Here is a 20,808-nt window from a genome sequence, read left to right as displayed (position 1 = left end):
GGCGGCCCCCAATCCGGCGCATCAGGGCTCAGAGGGTTGGGACTCCGGGTTCCACACCTGGGCGCGGGACTCCAGCGGCGAGCCATCCGGAAGCAAGAAGGAGGCCCGGGGCATGAGCTCCAGCGGACCGCTGGTGCGGCGGAGCACGATGTCGCCGGTGCTGACTTCCGCCCCGGGCTCCAGAATCGGCCGGAAGAGGCGCAGCAGGTGCGCTTGGCGAAGGCTCACCGAGAGCTCTCCCCGGGCATCCGCCCGCAGCAGTTGATAGCGCTGGAAATCCCCCGGTTCCGCGGACAGGATGACCGCTCCGCTGACGTCCAGATCCAGGTGATTGGCGTCGAGGAAGATGAGCTCGCTGGTGCGCACGGTGGGGTTGCGCAGCACCAGCCGCACCCGCAGGCGGTCGCCCTCGGTGACCACGGGAACGACCTCCACCTCCAGCCGCGGATCCTCCTCCGTAGGGCTCAGAGCCGCGGTCAGAACTTCCACCGAAGGGGTCAGCTCTTCCTCGGCGGTGGGCCGTCGGAAATAGAGCTGGCCCTGCCAATACTCCAGATCCCGCGCTGACAGCCGGCGGCGCAGCTCGCGCAGATACTCGTAGCTCAGCCCCTGAACCCGCACCCGTTCCCCGATGCCCAGCCGCCAGTCCCCAAGCCGCGTCGGCGCCTCGACCCGGAAGTCGTAGCGCCGGCAGTCCAGGCCCAGGAGCACGAAGCCCGACTCCAGGTCCAGCCGCGGATGCAGGGCCAAGCGGGAGAGATTGCCGTCGGTGCGCCGGCCCAGCACTTCGCCGCGGCGGCTCAGATGCTCGATGGTGTTGAGGGTCACCACCCCGACCAGGTAGGGGGTTTCGAGGGCTTCCATACGCTCCAGCGCGGCATCGACCACCGCCAGATCCCAAGCCTCGTCCCGCCGAGGGTGCCGCGGGCGGTTGCCGTACAGCCACGGCACCAACAAGTCCACCGTATCCGCCAGCGCCGGTAGCGTCTCCAGCTCCAGCCAGGGAGCCTGGAGGCCGACGGAGAGGTAGCGCTGGCCGGTGAGGCCCTTGCGCAACAGGGCGAGGGTGGCGGCGAGGCTCTCGAGCATCTCCTCCGGAGCCCCTGGGGCCGCCAGCTCGAGATGGAAGCCCTGAACGATCAAACCCTCGTCCTCGGCCCGGAAGGCGAGGCTCACCAGCTCCCGCTCCAGCGCCTGGGCGTTCTCCTCCGCCCGCTCCACCGACGATGCCCACGCCCCCCGCACCACCAGGCTCGCGGAGGTGCGCAGGGGCATGGCCGGCAAGCGATGTTGTAGCAGCCGGGGCGAGGCGCCGTCCCACTCCAGGGTGGCAGCTTCGACGAAGATCTCACCGACGCCGGCGCGGGCGAGGGCTGAAACCTGGGGAATGTTGAGGCCCTGGTCGGCAAGCTTGGCGGCAGCGTCGGCGACTCCCTCCAAGCCCACCGGCGGTGCCTGGGCGGAAACCCAGAGCGCAGAGCCCGCCGGGCGATCCACCGCGGAGCCCGGGCCGCCACAGCCAGCGAGGCAGCCGACGCTGCCGATGAGGGCGGCCACCAAGAGTCCTCGCAGCAGGGAAACGAGAGAAGGGTTGAAAATGCTCACGATAGAGGGATTGTAATGCCTACTTCCAATCCGCCGCCGGGACGATTGCGTGCCACGATGGTGCCACCGTGTTCCTCCGCCACCCGGCGAGCGATGGGCAACCCCAGGCCGGTCCCGGTGTCGTGGGTGGAAAAGTAGGGATCGAAGATGCGTCCCAGGAGCGCCGGATCGACGCCAGGACCGGTGTCGGACACGGTGATGCGGGCGTCCCCGTTGGCGGCCTCCAGGCCCACCTCTACCCGGCCGCCGCCGGCGCTGGCGCGCACCGCGTTCTCCAGCAGGTTGCGCACCGCCCGCCCCAACAGCCGAGCGTCGAAGCGCGCTTCCAGCGGCTCCGGCGGAGCGTCGAAGGTCACCTCCACTCCCGGCGGCGGGGCCGCCCGATAGCTCTCCGCCAGCTCCTCCACCGTCTGCCGCAGATCTCCCCGTTTGGGATCGATGCGCAACAGCGAGCTGTAGGTGGAGAATTCGGAGGCGATCTGCTGCAACTCGTCCACCTGGCGCAGGATGTTGCGGTTGCAGCGCTCGAAGACGGCGTCGAATTGCTCCGGGTCGTGGCCATGGACCAGCTGCATATGCTCGGCGGAGAGGCGGATGGGGGTCAGCGGGTTCTTGATCTCGTGGGCGATGATGCGGGCCATCTCGGCCCAGGCCTGCAGCCGTTGCCCCCGCAGCACCTCGGTGACGTCCTCCACCACCAGCAGGCTCGACGGCTCGCCGCTGCCGGGTACCTCCACCAGCACCAGGGACCACTCTTTCTCCTGCCCCTCCTCGCCCGCCAGCCGCACCGTGGCCGGAGCCCCGGACATCCCCTCCTGGCGCCGCGCCAACGCCTCTGCCACCGGCTCCAGCGGCGGAGAGCGTCGCAACGCCTCCTCGATGGGCTCCCCTACTTCCACTCCCAAAAGCTCCGCCGCCACCCGGTTGCGCATCAGCACCCGATGGCGGCGGTCGAGGGAAACCACCCCGGAGGTGATGTGCTCGACGATGCGCTCCACCACCCGCTTCTCCTGCACCAGCCGCTGGCGTCCTTCGGCGATGCGCCGGGCCATGTCGTCCACCGCATCCACCACCGCCGCCAGCTCCAGGTCCGACGGCGTCATCTCCAACGAGGTGGCTCCGTGGGCAATGCGCCGGGTGCCCGCCACCAGCTCGGTGATGGGCTTGGTGAAGCCCCGGGCCAGGCGGGTGCTCACCGCCACCAGCAGCACCAGCAGAGCGGTGGAAAAGAGCAGCGCTTGGCGGCGCAGATCCGCCAGTTGCTCCGCCGCCCGCTGCTGCTGATCGAGTAGGGGCATGGAGAGGAAGAGGCGCTCCTGCCCCACCGGCTCACCGGGGATGCGCAGCGGCGAATAGAGCTCCACGTAGGGGCTGGAAGCCACCTGATGGGTGCGGGAGGAGAGATTGAAGCCGCCCAGGGCCAGACGGGCGTAGACCTCGCCGGGGATGCGCTTGGGCAAGAGCCCGGCGGTGAAGAGCTCCGGCCGGCTGGAGGCGATTTGCCCCTCCCCGGGGCCCCAATAGAGATTGAGATCATGGCGCACGACGGTGGACAGCCATTGGAGCCGCTCTTCAAACAAGTTGAGATCGATGATGAAGCCCGCCGGCAGATCCCGCAGATAGCCCCCCAGGTAGCGCTGGGCGGAGACCAGCACCGCCTCACCGGCGTCCCGTTGCTGCAACCACAGGCGCTTCTGCACCCCCGCCACCAGGGTGAGGTTGAGCAAGGGCAGGGGGATCAGGGCGAAGAGGGTGTAGACGATGAGCAGGCGCTGCGAGTAGGAGCGCAACAGCCGGTGCAGCAGCTGGCGGAAGGCCGGCCGGGGCAAGGCCAGCAGCACCAGCACCAACGCCCCCAGAGCCAGCAGGCCGAGCACCGCCACCGCGTGGGTGCCCATACGGTCGAGGCCCTCCACCGGGCCGAGGATGGGAAGGAAGAGCACTTCCCAGCCGTCGAGGCCCAACCGCCGATAGGCTCGCGCGGTGCCCAACGGCGTCTCCACCACCGCCTCGCCGGTCTGGTCCGAACGTAGCTCCTCCGGCAGCGGTGGCGCTTCGTCCCACGGCGTCAGGAGGGCCCGGCCGGAGCTGGCGTAGAGGCCGTAGAGCACCGGCGCCGGCAACCCGCCGACGGTTCCCCCGGCGCCGGTGTCGGCGCTCAGAAGAGCGGTGACGATCTCCGTCGTGGCGATGGGCCCGGAACCCGCGGGCCGGTGGAGGCCGAAGCCGGGGCGCGGCCGAAGCCAGAAGAGCACCTCGCCCCAGGGACGGCCCCGGGACTGCAGCTGGGCCCGGCCACGGACCTCCATACCGTCCCATCGCGGCAAGCTGCTGCGTTCCGGCGCCAGCTCCGCCCGCTCCAACTCCTCCTCCAGGGTCAGCCCGAGGGTGAAGCTGGACGCCTCCCCCACCAGTGGCCGTACCAGCACCGCCGAGAGAGCGTTGGGCTGGGCCAAGGGCGAGCGCCGCCACAGCACGTAGGCTAGATCCTGGCGCTCCAGCCCGGAGCCCCGATGGGGGGTTAGCTCGGTGAGGTCCTGCGCGGCGAAGAAAGTCTCCAAGTCCCGCTGCACCCGATCGAGCTGGGTCGCCGAAGGCGGCGCCATGCGCGACAGGAGATCCGCCTCCAGATGCTGGCGCAGCTGCCAGCGGTAGGCCGTTTCCCAGGCGGTGGCGGAGCTGACGGCCGCCAACAGGACCGCCGCCGCCAAGGCGCCGGGACCGCGAATCACGCGCCGGGGCTGGGCCCACAGAGCCGCGGCGGCGAAACCTGCGGCGAAGAGGGGCAGCGCCACCCACGGGCGGTCATGGAGGGCCGCCGCCGCCAGCAGCAGAAGGGCCCCACCCCAGGCCCAGCGGTCGCCGGCGTCGGGGCCATCCAACTCCTCCTCCCGGGCCACCAGAAGCAACAGCCCCAGAGCAGCGGCCCACAAAGCCAGCCGAAGACAAACCACCGCTGGCGAGGCCAAAAGCTCCGCTGCCAAATCCAGCGGCGTATCCAGAATCACCTGCAAACCGAAGCACGCCGTCACCAGCAGGACCCCGGCGGCCAGGGCTTCGGTGAGCGGCATGGAACCGCCCCCACGGTGAGCTCCCGCACCGCCCAGAGCATAGAGCGCCAGCGCCGACCCCAAGAGCAGGGCGGCGGTGGCGGCGGGGCTGGCGGTGGCCGCCAGGGCCCAGCAGCCGCAGCCCGCCAGACCCGTCAGTGCGACCGGGGTACTTCCCGGTGGCGCCCCGCGCATGCGGTACTTGGCGCTGCCGGAGACTGCCAGTGGGGATTCGGCGCGGAGAGATACCGTGCGCATGGCCAGTCCCACGCCCCGCAGCACCGCCAACGCCAGCAGCGCCAACCCCACCGCCGCCAGGGACCAGCGATGGAATGGCCGGGCGAAGATCGCCGAGGGTGCCGCCGGGGGCATCCGCTGCACCAACATCACCGGCCCCTCCTCCGCCCGCACGACCCGCAAACCCTCACCGGCCCCGTCCGCGGAGCCCCCGGTCGACGAGGCCGGCGCCGGCAGCGCCGTCGCCAAGGACCAGCGATAGGCATCCGCCCGAGCTCTTCCCGGTGCGGCGAAAGGCAGGGGATGGTTGGGGTAGGTGTGCCCGGCTACGATGCGCCAGGGCCGAGATTCCTGGCTCAGCGGCTGCACGACCAACAAGGTCACGGCGCTGAAGCTGGCCAGATGAGTGCGCCCCGCCGCCGGCAGCCGCTCCGCTCCCACCTCGTGGAGCAGCCCGTCGCCGGCCCAGGCGATGGCCTCGCCGTCGGGATCCAACAGCAGTAGATGGGTGCCACCGGCTCTCGCCGCTTCCTCGACGAGGATTTCGAAGGCCCGGGGCCGGCTCTCCAGGGTCGAAGGATCCGCGGTGAGGGCCGCCCGGGCCGCTCCTGCGGGCTGCTCCAGACGTTGCCAGAGCCCCTCGTAGCGCGGCTCCGCGCGGGCGCTCCAGATCTCCGGAGAGAGCTCTCCGAGGCTGACCTGGGGCAGATCCGCCACCAGCAGACCGGCGGCCAACAAGAGCGCCGGTCCCGCCAACCACAGCTCCCGCCGCGGGGGACGGGTGAGGGGCCAGAGGCAGGTGGCGACCACCAGCACCACCGCCGCCTCGGGCTGCCCCAGACATGGGGCTACGGCCGCCATCAGCAGCAGAAAGAGCTCGATCGGTCCCCTATGCTTCATGGGGTCTGGGCGGGGCCTCCAGGATGACTCAATCGTCGACCATGGGGAGATCGATGTGGCGATCCCGAGCACAGGCCACCGCCGCTTCGTACCCGGCGTCGGCGTGGCGCGCCACTCCCATGCCGGGATCGCCGGTGAGCACTCGGCGCAGGCGCTCGCCGGCAGCCTCCGTACCGTCGGCGACGATCACCATGCCGGCGTGGAGCGAATAGCCGATGCCGACGCCTCCGCCGTGGTGGATGGACACCCAGGTGGCGCCGTTGACGGCGTTGAGCATGGCGTTGAGCACCGGCCAGTCGGCGATGGCGTCGGAGCCGTCCTTCATGCCCTCGGTCTCGCGATTGGGAGAGGCGACGGAGCCGCAGTCCAGGTGGTCCCGACCGATGACGATGGGGGCGCTCACCTTGCCCTCCGCCACCAGCCGGTTGAAGGCCTCACCGGCCCGAGCCCGCTCGCCGTAGCCGAGCCAGCAGATGCGCGACGGCAGCCCCTGGAAGGCCACCCGCTCCTGGGCCATGCGAATCCAGCGGTGGAGTGCCCGATCCTCGGGGAAGATCTCCAGGATCGCCTCGTCGGTGGCCCGCAGATCCGCCTCGTCGCCGGAGAGCACCGCCCAGCGGAACGGCCCCTTGCCCTCGCAGAATAGGGGCCGCATGAAGGCGGGGACGAAGCCCTCGATGTCGAAGGCGTTGTCCACGCCCTTCTCCAGCGCCTGACCCCGCAGGTTGTTGCCATAGTCGAAGGTCACGGCGCCGCGGCGCTGGAGCTCGAGCATGGCCTCCACGTGGGCCGCCATGGAGGCCTGGGAGCGCTCGATGTAGGCCGCGCTGTCCCGACGGCGCAGCTCCAACGCCTCCTGGTAGGGCATGCCGTGGGGCACGTAGCCCTCCAACGCGTCGTGAGCGGAGGTTTGGTCGGTGAGGATGTCGGGAGTGATCCCCCGCTCGACCAGGGCGTTGAGCAGATCCACGGCGTTGGCTTCGACGCCGATGGACACCGCTTCCTTCGCCTCCTTGGCTACCGTGGCGCGCTCGATGGCGGCGTCGAGGGAGTCCGCCACCTCGTCCAGATAGCGGGTCTCCAACCGGCGCTCGATGCGGTGGGGGTCGACCTCGGCGATAAGGCAGACACCCTCGTTCATGGTCACCGCCAAGGGCTGGGCACCGCCCATGCCGCCGAGGCCGGCGGTCACCGTCAGGGTCCCCCGCAGGCTGCCGCCGAAGTGCTGGCGGGCGCATTCCGCCAAGGTTTCGAAGGTGCCCTGGAGGATGCCCTGGGTACCGATGTAGATCCACGAGCCGGCGGTCATCTGGCCGTACATGGTGAGCCCCATCCCCTCCAGCCGACGGAACTCGTCCGCCGTCGCCCACTTGGGCACCAGCAGCGAGTTGGCGATGAGCACCCGCGGGGCCCCAGGGTGACTGGGAAAGACCGCCACCGGCTTGCCGCTCTGCACCACCAGCGTCTCGTCATCCCCCAGCCGACGCAGGGTGTCGACGATGGCGTCGAAGCACTCCCAGTTGCGCGCCGCCTTGCCGGACCCACCGTAGACCACCAGATCCTCCGGGCGCTCCGCCACCTCCGGATCCAGATTGTTCATCAACATGCGCAGAGCCGCCTCCTGCTGCCAGCCACGACAGCTGAGCTCGGAGCCTCGGGGTGCGCGCACGGTGCGCGGTCCGGAAGCGGCCTTGGGGGGAGTGGCTTCGACGACGGTATCGGAGGAAGTGCTCATGGGAAGTCCTCGTGGCGAAAAGCGGGCTCGGTGTGGCTCAGCGGTTCAGCTCAGCCGTGCAGCTCAGCCGTGCGGCTCAGCCGTGCAGCCCGTAGCGTTGCATTTTCATCGCCAATCCGTTGCGGGAGAGACCGAGATCCCGGGCCGCCTGGGATTTATTGCCCTGGCTCCGGCGCAGTGCCTCGCGGATGGCCGCCCGCTCGCAATCCGCCACCAGCCGCTCGAGATTGAGCTCGGTCTTGCGGTCGATGCGGGCGGCGGAGCGAATGGTGCTGGTGCGCACCCTCTCCGGCAGAAGATTGACGTCGATGGGTTGTCCCGAGGGACAGAGATAGACCAGCTGCCGGGCGATATTTCCCAGCTCCGGCAGATTGCCTGGGTAGTCGTAGTTGAGCAGCGCCTTGAAGGCCTTGACGGCGATGCCCTGGACGCGCTTGCCCTGCTCGTGACAGAAGCGGTTGATGTGGCTTTGGATCAGCAGGGTGAGGTCTTCCCGCCGGTCCCGCAAGGGTGGCACGTCGATGGCCAGCTGGGAGAGCCGATAGGCCAGATCCACCCGCATTTGATCCCGCGCCACCAAAGCCTCCAAGGAACCACGGCTGGCGACGATGAGCCGCACATCCACCCGCGAGGCGTCCTGAGAGCCCGCGGGCTCCACCTCGCCGGTACGCAGAAAGCGCACCAGCCGGGCCTGCAGATCCAGGGGCAGCAAATCCACGTCTTCCAGGTAGAGGGTGCCGCCGTCCGCCAGCTGCAGCTTGCCCTGGCGGCGCACCGGGCCGTCCTTGCCCGGGATTTCGGCGCCGAAGAGGTCCGCCTCCAGCTGGCCCGGCTTGGCGCCACCGGCGGTGGCGATGATGAACGGACCGTGACGGCGAGATCCGGAAAGGTGCAGGGAGCGAGCGCAGAGCTCCCGTCCGGAGCCCGCTTCGCCGCGCAGCAGCACCTGCACCGGCGGATCCACGGCCCCCTTGAGCTGCTCCACCAGCTCCAGCATCACCTTCGACTCCCCCACTACCAGCCCCGGATCCAGCACCAGGTTCTGCCGCCCCTGCTTGCCCGGCAGGATGGGCTCGTAGTGGCCTACGTGGTGCACCAGGCCGAGGATCAGCAGATCACCGACGGTGCGTAGCGCCGACTCCGGGCCCCAGCCGTCGGGACGAAAGCGCGGCAGCGCCAGGGCGAGGAAGTACGGCCGGTCCATGGCGCGATAGAGGTGATGGCACATCCAGGCCGGCTGGTCCAGGAGCTCGCCGTCGAAGGAAGGCGGCGGCTCCTCCCCATGCGCCTCCCGATGGTCGCAGAGCTGCTCCAGCAGATTCTCCGCCGCGCTCAGGTAGGTGGCGTCGGTGGCGACGGTGAATTTGACCCCGCTGTTCTTGCTCACCTCGCCCTGGAAGAGCAGCATCAAACCGCCGCCGAAATCCTGCAGCAGATCCCCCGCCAGGGACTCCAAGCTGGTGCGGCTCTCCGGATCCGCCAGCACCCAATCGCTGAGCCGGGAAAGATGCTCCACCATCGACACCGAGTCGATGCAGGCCTCCGGCGGCTCCACCGGTGGCGGTTCCGGATCGTTGGCGGGCTCCGGTGCCACGTCCTCGACCAGCAGAGTGACGCCCCCCAGCCGGATCTCGTCGAGCACCTCCAGGGAGGCTTCTCGCACCCGCTCCCCCGCCACCACAGTGCCCTTGCGGCTACCCAGATCCTCGATGCGCAGGGCCCGGCCGTCGAGCATCAGCCGGGCGTGCTCCTGAGCCACTCCGGTATAGGGCAAAAAGACGTCGCAATCCGGGTGGCTGCCGATGAGCAGGCGGTCGCTGTGCACCGGAAATCGCTGGACCCCGTCGGGGGCATAAGCCACGAGGCGAAACATGGGGCGATGCTATCGCACCTGAAGTGCTATCCTCTCGCCCCGTGAACGATTTGATCTTACGCGTCCTCCGCGGTGAGAAAGTGGAACGGCCCCCGGTGTGGATGATGCGCCAGGCCGGCCGCTTTCTCCCAGAATATCGGGAGCTGGTGGCTCCCTATGATTTCCTCACCACCTGCCGCACTCCCGAGCTGGCCACGGAGATCACCCTCCAGCCGGTGCACCGGTTGGGCGTCGATGCAGCGATCCTCTTCGCCGACATCCTGCTCATCCTCGACGCTATGGGGGCCGGGCTGACCTTCGCCAAGGGCGTCGGTCCACGGCTGGAGCGCCCGGTGCGCTCCCGGCAGGATTTCTCCCATCTGGTGAGTCCGGTGGTGGAACGGGATCTGGGCTACGTCTTCGATGCCGTCGCCAGCATCCGCCGGGAGCTCGACGGCCGGGTGCCGCTGCTGGGCTTCGCCGGCACGCCCTGGACCGTCTCCGCCTATTTGGTGGAGGGCAGCAGCTCGAAGTACCACAACCAGCTGCTGGGCTTTAGCTATAGCGACCCCGAGGGGCTGCGTCAGCTTCTCGACCGCCTGGCGGACATCACCGTCGAATACCTTCTGGGGCAGATCGAGGCAGGGGCCCAGGCGGTGCAACTCTTCGACACCTGGGGCGGCCTGCTGACCCTGGAGCGTTGGCGCGAGCTGGCCCTGCCCTCGGTGCTGCGCATCCTCGAGGGCGTCGGTGACCGGGTGCCCACCCTCTTCTACCTGCGCGGCGGAGCCCATCTGCTGCCGGCGCTGGCGGAGCTGCCGGTGAACGGCCTGTCGGTGGATTGGCGCCAGCCCTTGAGCCAGGTGCGGGAGATCGTCGGACCGAAGCTGGTGCTCCAGGGCAATCTCGATCCCGGGGCCCTGCTGGCACCGCCGGAGGAGATTCGCCGCCGCACCAAGCAGTTGCTCGCGGAGGGCAGCGGCGGAGGCCACATCGTCAACCTGGGCCACGGAATCCTGCCCATGACGCCGGTGGAGCACGCCCAGGCCTTCGTCGACACGGTGCAGAGCTCCGGCGGAGGCTGAGCCCGGTGGACGCCCTGGTCCTGGGGGCCGGCATCACCGGCCTCGCCGCCGCTCGGCGACTGCGCCGGGAGGGACTGCGGGTCACCGTCCTGGAAGCCGCCGCCCGCCCTGGGGGCTGTCTCCAAACCCTGCGCCAGGACGGCTTCGTGATCGAGGTGGGGCCCAACACGGTGCTGCGCAGCCCCGAGCTGGTGGACCTCTGCCGCGACGCCGGCTGCGAACAGCGCTTGATCAGCGCTTCCCCGGAAGGCAAGAAACGCTACGTGGTCTTCGACGGCCGCCTGCAGGCCCTGCCGGCGAGCCCGCCGGCCCTGCTCCGGAGCCCTCTGCTCACCGCCGGAGCCAAGCTGCGGCTGTTCACCGAGCCCCTACGCTCCGCCGGTCCCGGCCCCCAGGAAACCGTCGGCGCCTTCTTCCGCCGGCGTCTGGGCCCCCAGGTGGCGGAGCGGCTGGGGGACGCTATGGTCACGGGGATCTACGCCGGCAACCCGGACGAGCTGACGGTGGGCGCTGCCTTCCCTCGCCTCTACCATCTGGAGCGGGAGCACGGCAGCCTGATTCGCGGCGCCATCGCCGCCCGCCGCGCCAAGACTCCCCGGCGGGAGATCATCGGCCACGACGCCGGATTCGCCACCCTCGCCGAGGAGCTGGCGGAGGATCTGGATCTGCGGCTGGAAACCCGAGTCACCGCCATCACCGCGGCCCAGGACGGCTTTCACGTCGAGGCTTCTGCTGGAGACTCCGCCGAGACCTTCGGAGCGGTGCCCCGACTCGTCCTGGCGCTGCCCCAGGAGACCACCCTGAGCCTCCTCTCGCCGTTCTTCGGCGCCACTCCCCTGGACGCCTCGCCAGCTCCCCTGCCCAGCGCGCCGGTGGCGGTGGTAGCCCTAGGCTACCCCCGGGAGCGCATCGGCCATCCTCTCGACGGTTTCGGATTCCTGGTACCCCACCGCGAGCATCGCCCCATCCTCGGCTGTCTCTTCCCCTCCCGTCTCTTCCCCGGCCGCGCCCCCAAAGGCTGCGAGCTGCTGGTGGCCATGGTGGGTGGCCGGCGGCGGTCGGAGCTGGCGGAGCAGCCGGAGGAGGAGCTCTACCGCTCAGTGCAGGAACAGCTGGAGGAGTTCCTGGAGGTGCGCGGCGAGCCGGTGATGCGCCACGTTCAGCGCTGGCTCCCCGGCATCCCCCAACCCACCGCCGCTCAAGCAGCCCTCAAGACCGCCGTGGCCACCGTGGAGGCTCGTCACCCGGGGCTGACGGTGTTGGGCAACTGGCGCTACGGTGTCGGCATCCCGGATTGCGTCGACGCCGGCTGGAGCGTCGAGGGACCCATCTCGTGAAGCGCCCGGACCTGGCCTGGCTGCTCGCAGCGGTTCTCTTCTCGGCGGCGCTCCTCTCGAGCGCCTGCACGGATCTCTGGTCGCGGCCCGAGCCGGCGCCACGCTACGACAACCTGGTGGTGATCCTCATCGACACCCTGCGCAGCGACCACTTGCCGGGATATGGCTACCACCGCAACACCGCCCCCACCCTGACCCGGCTACAGAGCGAGGGCATCGCCGTCCAGGGCTATGCCGCATCGTCCTGGACCAAGCCCTCGGTGGCCACCCTGCTCACCGGCTTCCCGCCCCAGCGTCACCAGGCGGTGGGCCGCGCCGACGCCTTGCCGGCAGAGGTGCCCTACCTGCCGGAGCTCCTGGCGGAAAAGGGTTTCGACACCGCCGCCTACGTGGGCAACCGCAATGTCGGACGCAAATTCGGCTTCGACCGCGGCTTTCGGCACTTCGAAATGACCCACCCCACGGGCAAGATCGATGGCCCAAGGGTCACCGCCAAGTCCCTGGCGCTGGCCCAGGAGCTCCGCCCGCCGTTCTTTCTCTACGCTCACTACGTCGATCCCCACGATCCCTACCACCCGCCCCGCCTGTTCACCGACCAGGGGCTCGCCGACGGACCGCCGGTGGAGGGCTTCGTCCAGCCCCGGCAGGTGCGCAACGGCCGCACCGAGATGACGCCGGAGGTGCTGCGGCGGATGATCGACCAATACGACGGCGAGATTCACCAAGTGGACGAAGAGGTCCGGCATCTGCTGGCCGGGCTGGAGGAGCAGGGTCTGCTGGAGCGCACTCTGGTGGTGGTGACCTCGGATCACGGCGAGGAGTTCTTGGAGCACGGCGAGCTCACCCACGGCACCGGCCTCTACCAGGAGGCGATCCGGGTGCCGTTGATCTTCTGGGCTCGGGACGGCAGCCTCGGAGCCGAGGCCCCCGCCGCTCCTGAGGACCCTGCCGTTCCCGAAGCCCCTGCCGTGCCGGAGGACCCCGTCCGCACCTTCCACCAGCTGGACTTCCTGGCCACCGCCCTCGACGCCTTGGGCCTATCCCCCGAGCTCGCCGAAGACGGCTCCGGCAGCTCCCTGTGGGCACCGCTGGTGCGCCGCGAAGACCTGGGCAGTGACCGGGAGCATTGGTTCCATCTCGACCTCGACGGCCGCGGTGCCCTCGCCTGGATGCAATGGCCCGCCAAGCTCATCCACTCCGTCGACGCTCCCCACGACCGTCTCTTCGATCTGGAGCAAGACCCGCGAGAGCTCTCCCCCACCACCGAGCACTCTCCTCTCACGGAGGCCCAACAAGCGGCCGAGCTACCGGAGCTCCGCCGCGGTCTGATCAACCACCACAACCGCCTCGAATCCCTTGCGGCCCAGCGCGAGAGCCAAACCCTCGACTCCGAAACCCGCTCCAGCCTCGCCGCCCTCGGCTACCTGCAGCTGGACACTCCCCAGGAAGAGCTCGAAGAGCGCACTCTCCCCCGCCGCATCCCGCGGGATACGGGATTGGGCCCCTAGGAGCTGCCGAAGCCTGCGCCCAGGGGAAAAAGCTTAGCCGTGAAGCCGCGAGACGCCCTCGTCGGCGAAGCGCTGGGCGGTGGTGACGGGGAGAGGGTCCCCTTGGGCTAGGGACCAGGCGGCCTGTTGGATGAGCAGGGCCAGCTCGAGGGTGCGGCCGAGGGTGAGGGCGAGGCGGCGGGCGCCGGCCTGGAGGTTGCTGGGGCGGTCTTGGTGCTCTCGCAGCCACCGCGAGGCGGCTTCGAAGGCTTCCCGAGCGACGGCGGCGGGGCCGATGAGGAGGTCGGGAGAGTCCGCCAGGCAGCGGTCCAGCTCGGCGGCGATGGGGCCCAGGCCGCCGGTTTCCTGGAGGGCCCGCAGCAGATCCAGGGAGAGGACGTTGGTGGTGCCCTCCCAGATGGGCAGCACTTGGGCGTCCCGCAGCAGGGAAGGCAGCCCCGTGTCCTCCACGTAGCCAGCGCCACCGAAAGCTTCTAGAACCTCGCTACAGCCCGCAACCGACTGCTTGGCGGTGGTCAGCTTGGCCAGCGGAGTGAGCAGGCGCAGGAGACGCTCCTCCTCCGGCGACGCCTCCTCGGCTTCCACCAAACCCAAGAGCTCGACGGTGCGGAAGGTCAGATGGAAGGCGCCGGCGGTCTCCGCCGCCAGGCCTTCCAAGGTATCCCGATGCAGCGGCTGCTCGAGGATCGGTGCGCCGAAGGCCACCCGCCGGCCGGCGTAATCCCAGGCCAGGGCCAGCCCCCGGCGCAGGAACGAGGCGGAGCTGACGGCGTTCCAGGTGCGGGTGATGTTGAGCATCGGCGTGATGTGCTTGACGCCGCGCTCCAACCCCGACACCGGGATCGCCGGCGTACCCTCCAGCAAAAGCTCGGCGGTGGGCAGCTTGCGGGTTCCCAACTTGTCCTTGAGGCGAGCCACCCGCAGCCGATTGGGCAAGCCCTCCTGGTCCCGAGTCTCGACATAGAAGAGGGCCAGTCCCCTTCCGCCGGGAGTCGTAGCACCGTCCACTTCCGGCCGCGCCAAGGTCAGGGCCATCTGGGAATTCACCGCCGAGGTGAACCATTTGCGCCCCCACAGTCGCCAGGTGCCATCGGCGTCCTGGCGGGCGATGGTCTCCGAGCGACCGACGTCGGAGCCGCCGGCGGTTTCGGTCATCCACTGACCGCTAGTCCAGAACTCCTTCGGGTCCCGACTGAGGAGCTGGGGCACCGCCCGCTGCCGTAGCTCCTCCGAGGCGGTGCGCCGCAGAGTGCCGGCAGCGCCGTCGGTCATGGCCAGGGGGCAGCTGTAAAGGTCGGAGGACGGGGTGAAGAGATAGACGAGAGCGAATTGGGCGACCCGCGCCCAGCGGCCGAAGCGCTCCTCGTAGCCCGTGGCCACCAGGCCCTTCTCCGCCGCGATGCGCTCCGCCGCCTGCCACACCGCGGTGACCCGGATCTCGTCCACATGGCGGCCCCAGGGGTCGTAGGGAATGTGTTCCGGCTCGTGGAGGCGGTCTTCCAGGCTCCGGTGATAGAGCTCGACGGCGAGCCGCGCCATCTCCTCCAGCTCCGGCTCCAGCTGCTCCAGAAGGTCTCCCGGCAACACCCGCCGCAGGTAGCCCCGGAGCACCTCGTCCTCCGCGTAAGGGTCGCCGAGGCGGGGTGGCTCTTGGCAGAATCCGTGATCCGGGCCGCCGCTCACCGCCGGGTCATCCCTCCCCGCCCTCGGTTTCCTGGGCGGGCTTTTCGGAGGCCATGGGCTTCTTCGGGGCTTCCGGTGCCGGAGGCTCCTGGGCCGTCGACGGCGCTTTGGGAGCGGGCTTCAGCTTCGCGCCCTTGGGAGTCTGGTACACCACCCGCAGCTCTTCCTCCGGATGGAAGCGGACTCCGGCGAAGCCGTTGAGCAGCTCCCCCACCTGAGCGATGGTGCTGGCGGAAGCGGAGGTCAGCGTTGCGATGCCCTCGGGATCCGCCAGCAGCTGATCCAGATCCAGCGCCGCCACCGTCACCTGGTCGCCGCTGGCAAAGGGGCTGTTGGTCTCGAGGATCTTCCCCGGCACCTGCACCGCCAGGTTGATCTTCAGCCCGGTAAGCAGATCCTTCATGCCCTCGACGTCGGCCCCCTGGAGGAGCGGCTTGCCGGAGGCCTCCTCCGGCGCCGGGAAGGTCAGCAGCAGGGTGGTGCGGCCGTCCCCCTGCTCCAGATCCACCGTGCCCTGGGTGTTGCGGTTGGGGGCCACGGGGACCGCGTCGAAGCTCATGGCACGCACGTCGGGAATGGCGAAGACCGCCTTCACACCGCTGGTGTATGGGTCCTCCACCGGCTCGTGGGAGATCAACTCGGCTCCCGGCCCCAAGCCCTTGGCCATCTTCAACAGATTGGCCTCGGAAAAGATGCCGGCATCGCCGGAGGTGCTGCCGCCGGCGCCCACCATGCCCTCCGCCAGCTGCAGGAAGGCGTTCTGAATGCGAATCTCGGTATTCAACCGGCCGCTGCCGTCGGGTTGCACCTGGAGCAACATGTCCAGGGTGACGCAGCCGGTGCTGGCGAGGAGCAGGAGGGCGAGGGGCAGTAGGAATCGGAGCTTCATGGTCAGTGGGTCCTCCAAAGCGCCGCCACCGTCCGCCGGCGACGGGCAGAATCTGGGTCGGTCTAAGTGGCCGGGACGTCCGCCGCCTGGCCGGCGAACCATTGCACCGTCTCCGGCAAGCCGCTGGCCAGGGAACGAGGCTCGGGGAGGTCGAGCTCCCGCAAGGCCCGCCGGGGGTCCACCGACGAACGCAGCTGCTCGCCGGCCTTGGCGGCGCCATGACGGGGCTCGACGCTGCTGCCCAAGGACTCGGCGATGAGGCGGTAGAGATCTACCACCGAGGTCTCGACGCCGGTGCCGACGTTGTAGATGCGGTACCCGGGCTCGCTGTTCAGTTCCAGTTTGGTCAGCCCCAAGTTCGCCGCCGCAAGATTCGCCGCCACCACATCGTCGATGTGCACGTAATCCCGGGTCTGCAGGCCATCTCCGTAGATGGTGGGGATCTGCCCCGCCAGCAGCAATTGCAGGAAGATGGCGATGACCCCGGCCTCTCCATGGGGATTCTGGCGCGGGCCGTAGACGTTGGCATAGCGCAGACAGGTGACGTCCATGCCGTAGGTCTGGTGGTAGTAGTAGAGATAGCTCTCACTGGCCAGCTTGCTGACGCCGTAGGGAGAGAGGGGGCGTAGCGGATGCTCCTCCGGCGCCGGGAAGACCTCCTGGTCGCCGTAGATAGCGCCGCCGGTGGAGGCGAAGAGGATCTGGGGCACGCCACCGCGGCGGGCGGCTTCGAACATATTCAAACCGCCGAGAACGTTGGTCCGGCCGTCGTGGAGCACGTCGGTGACCGAGCGCCGAACGTTCATCTGCGCCGCCTGGTGCACCAGCAGGTCCGCCCCGGAGTCCTCCACCACTTTCGCCGCCTCCGGCGACACCACGTCCAGCGGGTGAAACTCCGCCGCCGAAGCCAGATTCCCCTCTCGGCCGGTAGAAAGATCGTCGATGACCAGCACTCGGTGCCCCCGGCGCAGGAATGCGTCCACCAAGTGGGAACCGATGAATCCGGCCCCGCCGGTGACGCAAATCGTTTTCTTCTGCTCAGCCATCCAAATCCTCCGCGGCCGCGCCGGGATCGTCCCCGCTCCATCGAGGAGACCATCGGCCCGGCCAATGTCGGCGCCAAGGCTACCACCGCTCCGGCCCCGGGGACAGACTGGTCCCGAGGGCTGGAGTAGACTAGGGTCTCGCAGTCGTCCCAAGAGGCCAACCCCCTGTTTTTTTCCCACCGAACTCCCGCCGCATCTACCGCGAAGCCACCAGCTTCCGCAGGTCTTCCGCAGCCCGCCGTGGGCAGCGCCGCGGTAACCGCCGCCCTGGCCGCTCTCATCCTGCTCACCCCCTACGCCACCCGCTGGCTCTCCTTCGAGGGCAGCTTGCGCTATCAGGCGGCGGCGATCCTGGCGGCGACGGGAGTGCTCTGCCTCTGGGGCCTGGGTCGGGCCGGCTGGCTTCGACGCTGGCGCAGCTGCCCCCGGGCGGTGCTCCTCGGACTGCTTCTCTACGCCGCTGCTGCAGCGCTGGGAGGTCTGGTGGGGATCCTCTCCGGCCAGCCGTTGGGCAGGGTCGCGGGCCAGGTGCTTTCCATGGGCTTGCTCCCCCTGGCAGCCCTGGCGGGGCTGGCTGTGGAGCGCTCCGGGTCAGATTCGGAGGCCGATCCCGGCAAATCCGGCCTCGCCTGGCTCCCGCCGGTTCTGGCGATGACGGTGACCCTTGCGGCGGCGGCGCATCTGCTGGACGCCGCCGGTCGCTTGCTCTCCGGCCGTCCCGTGGGACGCCTGTACTTCGCCAATTCGGTGTCCATCGCCGGCCCGTCCCTGCTGGCCCTGTTGTTTCTCCTGGCCTTGCTGGCTCGCCGCACCCGATGGCTGCAAGTGCTATGGGGCGTCGCCCTGGCGATCCTGGGGACCTACATGCTGGGCTCCGGCATCCGGGGTCTCTTGCTCATCACGCCGCTGGCGTTGTTGATCTTCCTGGCCTTCGCCGCTCCTCGGGTGCGCTGGTGGCGGGGACTGATCCTGCTGGGGTTGTTGCTGCTGCCGCTTCTCGCCGTGGAGCGCGCCCTGTGGTGGTGGGAAACGGCCCAGCGTCCGGACTTGATGCCGGGGCGGGACGCCTCCCACATCCTGCCGGAGGACCCCGCAGGAGAACCGATGGTGCCGCCGGGGCTCAACCTCGAGGAAGCCCCGTGGACCGGCGGCAAATTCCGGCGCGCGCTGAGCTGGGTTCTTCCGCCCGATAGCGAGGTCGTGCGGATACCGCAGACGGTACCGGTGACGGAACCCGGGCTCTACCGCTTGACGGCACATCTGAAGAGCACTGCCCATCTGAAGAGCACCGCCGGGAGCAGCCCGGGGGATGCCAAAGGCTGCGTCTCCCTGTGGTGGCTCGACGAAGAGCGGGCGCTGCTAGGCGTGCTCACCGCCTGCGCCGAGCCCGGCCTGGGCTGGCGCCAGCCTTCGGTCACGGGACTGGTCCCGGAAGGCACCATCCAAGCACGCGTCGTTTTCCACGGCCGCTATCCCGACCCGGGCTCGGGCTCGCCGTCGCCGGAGTCCCCTCCCCAGCGCTGGCTCCTGCACCGGCTGGAGCTGGAGCGCCTGGGGGACCCCGCCACCGGCCGGTTGCTGGAGCAGCTCGCCTTCATGGCGGACCGCCTGCGCTCGAGCCTCGACCCCCTCTCCATCGGCTCCCGGGCCATGCGCGGATCCGCCGCCTACCGGCTGGAGGAGAGCCGCACGCTGATCTATCGCTTCCTGGAGGCCCCCTGGTACCGCAAGCTCCTGGGCTTCGGCCTCGGCGCCTCGTATTCGCTACGTAGCTCGAGCATCGTTCCCCTCTCGTCCCGCCTCGACGCCCAGGACCTCAACTACATCCACAACTTCTATCTCTTCCTGCTCTTCAAGCTCGGTCTCGCCGGTGCGCTGGCGGTGCTCGGCGCCTTCGGCCTGTGGATTCGCTGGCTGGCACAGAGCTGCCTCCGAACACCGCCGGGCCCCCGGCGGGCGCTCCTCGCCGCCCTCACCGCCGCCTGGATCGGGTATGCGGTGTGGAGCCTGGCGTCGCCGGAGATCCTCAACTTCCGCCTGGCGCCGATTTGGGGGCTGACCCTTGCGCTGGCGGTGAGCTTGGAGCCCCGGGGAACCAGCGAGGCTCCCAAGGCGCAGGAGGACGCCGCTCCATGAGCTCGCTGTCGGAGACTCGGTGGCAGGCGCTACTGTGGCTCGGCCTCTTTCTCGCAGGTCTCCTGCTCGCCGCCTGGGCCCATCGGGCGACCCTCACCGAACCCTATGTGGTCAACAACGACTCCCACCAGCACATCTACTGGATGCAGCAATGGGAGCACCCGGAGCGCTTTCAGGACGACCTGCTGACGGTCTATGCCCGGGACTACCAGCCCTGGGGCTTTCGAGCCCTCTACCGGGTGGCCTCGGTGGTGGTGGATCCCCTCACCTTGAGCCGCTGGCTGCCGCTCTTCCTCTTCGCTCTCTCGGTGCTCCTCGTCGGCCGGCTGGCGGCCCGTTTCGCCGGCGTTCCCGGGGCACTGCTGGCGGCGACTCTTTTCGCCTTCTCCCCGTTCTTTCTGCAAAAGATGGCCGGTGCCCACCCGCGAGCCTTCGCCGTGCCCATCCTGCTCCTCACCCTCGACCTGTTGGTAGCCCGGCGTCATCGGTGGCTGGCCTGGCTGCTCCCCGCCGCTGCCCTCCTTTACCCCATGGCCTTTCTCCTCGCCGGAGGCACCGCCGCACTGGCCGGTCTCTTCGAGGGCTGGCAGGGTGGCACGGGGAGCCCGGAGGACCGGAGGTTCCGCAAGAGTCTCAGTGGGCTGATGAGCCAACGGAAGATGTGGATGCCGATCTTGGTGGGGCTGCTCCTCGGGGGTGGGGTCCTGGTGGCCAAATACACCCTGACCCAGGAGCCACGCATCGGGCCACTGATCTCCGGCGAGGAGATGCGCCAGTCGCCGGAGTTCTACGCCGGCGGCCGTCAGACCCATCTCCCCACCCCCGGTCCCTACGGGGTGCTGGAGGAGAGCCTCCGGCGCTCGCTGCCCAACCTGCGGCAGCTCCTCCCCGGCAACCCACCCCGGAGGATGCCCAGGGTCGAGCTCTGGGGCATCTTGGCGCTGCTGGCCCTCGCCCTAGGGCTCGCCGTCCGGCGCCGACACCAGGAGCAGCAGCGGCATCCACTGCGCCTACCGCCGGCCCTCCTGGCCCTGTTCCTGGCCAGCTACGGCCTGTACGCCGCCGCCGAGGTTCTGCTCTTCCGACTCTTTCTGCCCCGGCGCTATGTCATGTACTCGCTGCCCCTCTTGGCGATCTTGGCGCTCGCCGCCCTCGGAGCCTGGTTCCTGGCCCGGCTTCCCCGCCGCGCCGGGCCCTGGGCCCTGGCGGCGGCGCTGGCGGGCCTGCTGCTCACCGCACCGGCGCTGGACGGCGTGGGCCTGGACGACTATTCCCGTTCCGGAGAGCTCTACGCCTACCTCCAAACGCTGCCCGAGGACACCCTCATCGCCCCCTTCCCCACCCTCGGCGACGGGATCCCCCTGTTCACCGGCCGCCGGGTGGTGATCAGCTATGAGCTCTCCAATCCCTACTTCACCACCTATTGGCGGTCGATGACCGAGCGCCTCGAGGACTTTTTCGACGCCTACTACGCCGCAGCCCCAGACCTCGAGCCGGCGGCCGATTTCTGCCGGAAGTACGGTGTCGACCTGCTGGTAATCGACCGGCGGGCCTACCGAAACGAGGTGATCACCCACCGCCGCGGCGCCTACTTTGCACCCTTCTCCCAACGCATCCGGGCCCGCGCCGAAGGCGTCGAATCCTTTGCTCTAGAGCAGCTGGCGCTGGAGGCCGCGGAATTCCGCGACGGTTCCGGAGAGATTCTGGTGGTAGCTTGTGAGGTCGTGGAGGCGCGGGCGCGGTAG

Annotated in this window: 12 protein-coding genes; 5 read left to right on the top strand and 7 right to left on the bottom strand. The window is 69.5% G+C overall.

The window, feature by feature from the left end; all coding sequences use genetic code 11:
- Positions 1-21: 21 nt before the first annotated feature.
- The 4 genes from SX243_09950 to SX243_09935 form a co-directional block, all read right to left on the bottom strand.
- The gene (locus tag SX243_09950; protein MDY7093282.1) at positions 22-1,605 is read right to left on the bottom strand and encodes a hypothetical protein; all 1,584 of its coding nucleotides are present in this window, start codon (positions 1,603-1,605) and stop codon (positions 22-24) included.
- A complete protein-coding gene (locus tag SX243_09945; GenBank protein ID MDY7093281.1) occupies positions 1,602-5,792 on the bottom strand; it encodes an ATP-binding protein in 4,191 nt (1,396 codons plus the stop codon). Before SX243_09945 ends, SX243_09950 begins: the two co-directional genes overlap by 4 nt.
- A gap of 28 nt (positions 5,793-5,820) precedes the next feature.
- The gene (gene hutU / locus SX243_09940; protein ID MDY7093280.1) at positions 5,821-7,527 is read right to left on the bottom strand and encodes a urocanate hydratase; all 1,707 of its coding nucleotides are present in this window, start codon (positions 7,525-7,527) and stop codon (positions 5,821-5,823) included.
- 76 nt (positions 7,528-7,603) lie between these two features.
- Positions 7,604-9,400 (bottom strand): sigma 54-interacting transcriptional regulator, encoded by a 1,797-nt coding sequence (locus SX243_09935; protein MDY7093279.1) that lies wholly within the window; start codon positions 9,398-9,400, stop codon positions 7,604-7,606.
- A 41-nt stretch (positions 9,401-9,441) separates the two neighbouring features.
- Between SX243_09935 and hemE the strand changes: the two genes are divergently transcribed.
- Genes hemE through SX243_09920 form a run of 3 tightly spaced genes read left to right on the top strand, consistent with a single transcriptional unit; the run spans position 9,442 to position 13,309 of the window.
- Positions 9,442-10,464, top strand: a complete 1,023-nt coding sequence (hemE, locus tag SX243_09930) for a uroporphyrinogen decarboxylase (protein MDY7093278.1) — start codon at positions 9,442-9,444, stop codon at positions 10,462-10,464.
- Between the two features lie 5 nt (positions 10,465-10,469).
- Positions 10,470-11,801 (top strand): protoporphyrinogen oxidase, encoded by a 1,332-nt coding sequence (gene hemG / locus SX243_09925; GenBank protein ID MDY7093277.1) that lies wholly within the window; start codon positions 10,470-10,472, stop codon positions 11,799-11,801.
- Positions 11,798-13,309 carry a sulfatase gene (locus tag SX243_09920; GenBank protein MDY7093276.1) on the top strand — a complete coding sequence of 504 codons (1,512 nt, stop codon included), beginning with the start codon at positions 11,798-11,800 and terminating at the stop codon, positions 13,307-13,309. The genes hemG and SX243_09920 overlap by 4 nt, the downstream gene beginning before the upstream one ends.
- Before the next feature lie 33 nt (positions 13,310-13,342).
- On the opposite strand, the gene SX243_09915 is transcribed toward SX243_09920, so the two are convergent.
- From SX243_09915 to SX243_09905, 3 genes are all read right to left on the bottom strand, one after another.
- Positions 13,343-14,992, bottom strand: a complete 1,650-nt coding sequence (locus SX243_09915) for an acyl-CoA dehydrogenase family protein (GenBank protein MDY7093275.1) — start codon at positions 14,990-14,992, stop codon at positions 13,343-13,345.
- Between the two features lie 7 nt (positions 14,993-14,999).
- Positions 15,000-15,881 carry a hypothetical protein gene (locus SX243_09910; protein MDY7093274.1) on the bottom strand — a complete coding sequence of 294 codons (882 nt, stop codon included), beginning with the start codon at positions 15,879-15,881 and terminating at the stop codon, positions 15,000-15,002.
- Positions 15,882-15,943: 62 nt separating this feature from the next.
- Complete coding sequence (locus SX243_09905; protein ID MDY7093273.1) at positions 15,944-16,927, bottom strand: NAD-dependent epimerase/dehydratase family protein; 984 nt, start codon at positions 16,925-16,927, stop codon at positions 15,944-15,946.
- 240 nt (positions 16,928-17,167) lie between these two features.
- Between SX243_09905 and SX243_09900 the strand changes: the two genes are divergently transcribed.
- Together SX243_09900 and SX243_09895 are read left to right on the top strand one after the other, a co-directional pair.
- Positions 17,168-19,063: an O-antigen ligase family protein gene (locus tag SX243_09900; GenBank protein ID MDY7093272.1), complete on the top strand. Its 1,896-nt coding sequence runs from the start codon at positions 17,168-17,170 to the stop codon at positions 19,061-19,063.
- Positions 19,060-20,808, top strand: a complete 1,749-nt coding sequence (locus SX243_09895) for a hypothetical protein (GenBank protein MDY7093271.1) — start codon at positions 19,060-19,062, stop codon at positions 20,806-20,808. The genes SX243_09900 and SX243_09895 overlap by 4 nt, the downstream gene beginning before the upstream one ends.

This window comes from Acidobacteriota bacterium, from assembly GCA_034211275.1.
Classification (GTDB): domain Bacteria; phylum Acidobacteriota; class Thermoanaerobaculia; order Multivoradales; family JAHZIX01; genus JAGQSE01.
Note: the sequence above shows the minus strand (reverse complement) of the source record. Positions and strands in the feature narration are given on the sequence as shown.

What these genes read in the sequence shown, in the direction of transcription:
- SX243_09935 (MDY7093279.1), bottom strand. Translation starts at nt 9,400, where the DNA reads ATGTTTCGCCTCGTGGCTTATGCCCCCGACGGGGTCCAGCGATTTCCG.
- SX243_09945 (MDY7093281.1), bottom strand. Translation starts at nt 5,792, where the DNA reads ATGAAGCATAGGGGACCGATCGAGCTCTTTCTGCTGCTGATGGCGGCC.
- SX243_09895 (MDY7093271.1), top strand. Translation starts at nt 19,060, where the DNA reads ATGAGCTCGCTGTCGGAGACTCGGTGGCAGGCGCTACTGTGGCTCGGC.
- SX243_09910 (MDY7093274.1), bottom strand. Translation starts at nt 15,881, where the DNA reads ATGAAGCTCCGATTCCTACTGCCCCTCGCCCTCCTGCTCCTCGCCAGC.
- SX243_09905 (MDY7093273.1), bottom strand. Translation starts at nt 16,927, where the DNA reads ATGGCTGAGCAGAAGAAAACGATTTGCGTCACCGGCGGGGCCGGATTC.
- hutU (MDY7093280.1), bottom strand. Translation starts at nt 7,527, where the DNA reads ATGAGCACTTCCTCCGATACCGTCGTCGAAGCCACTCCCCCCAAGGCC.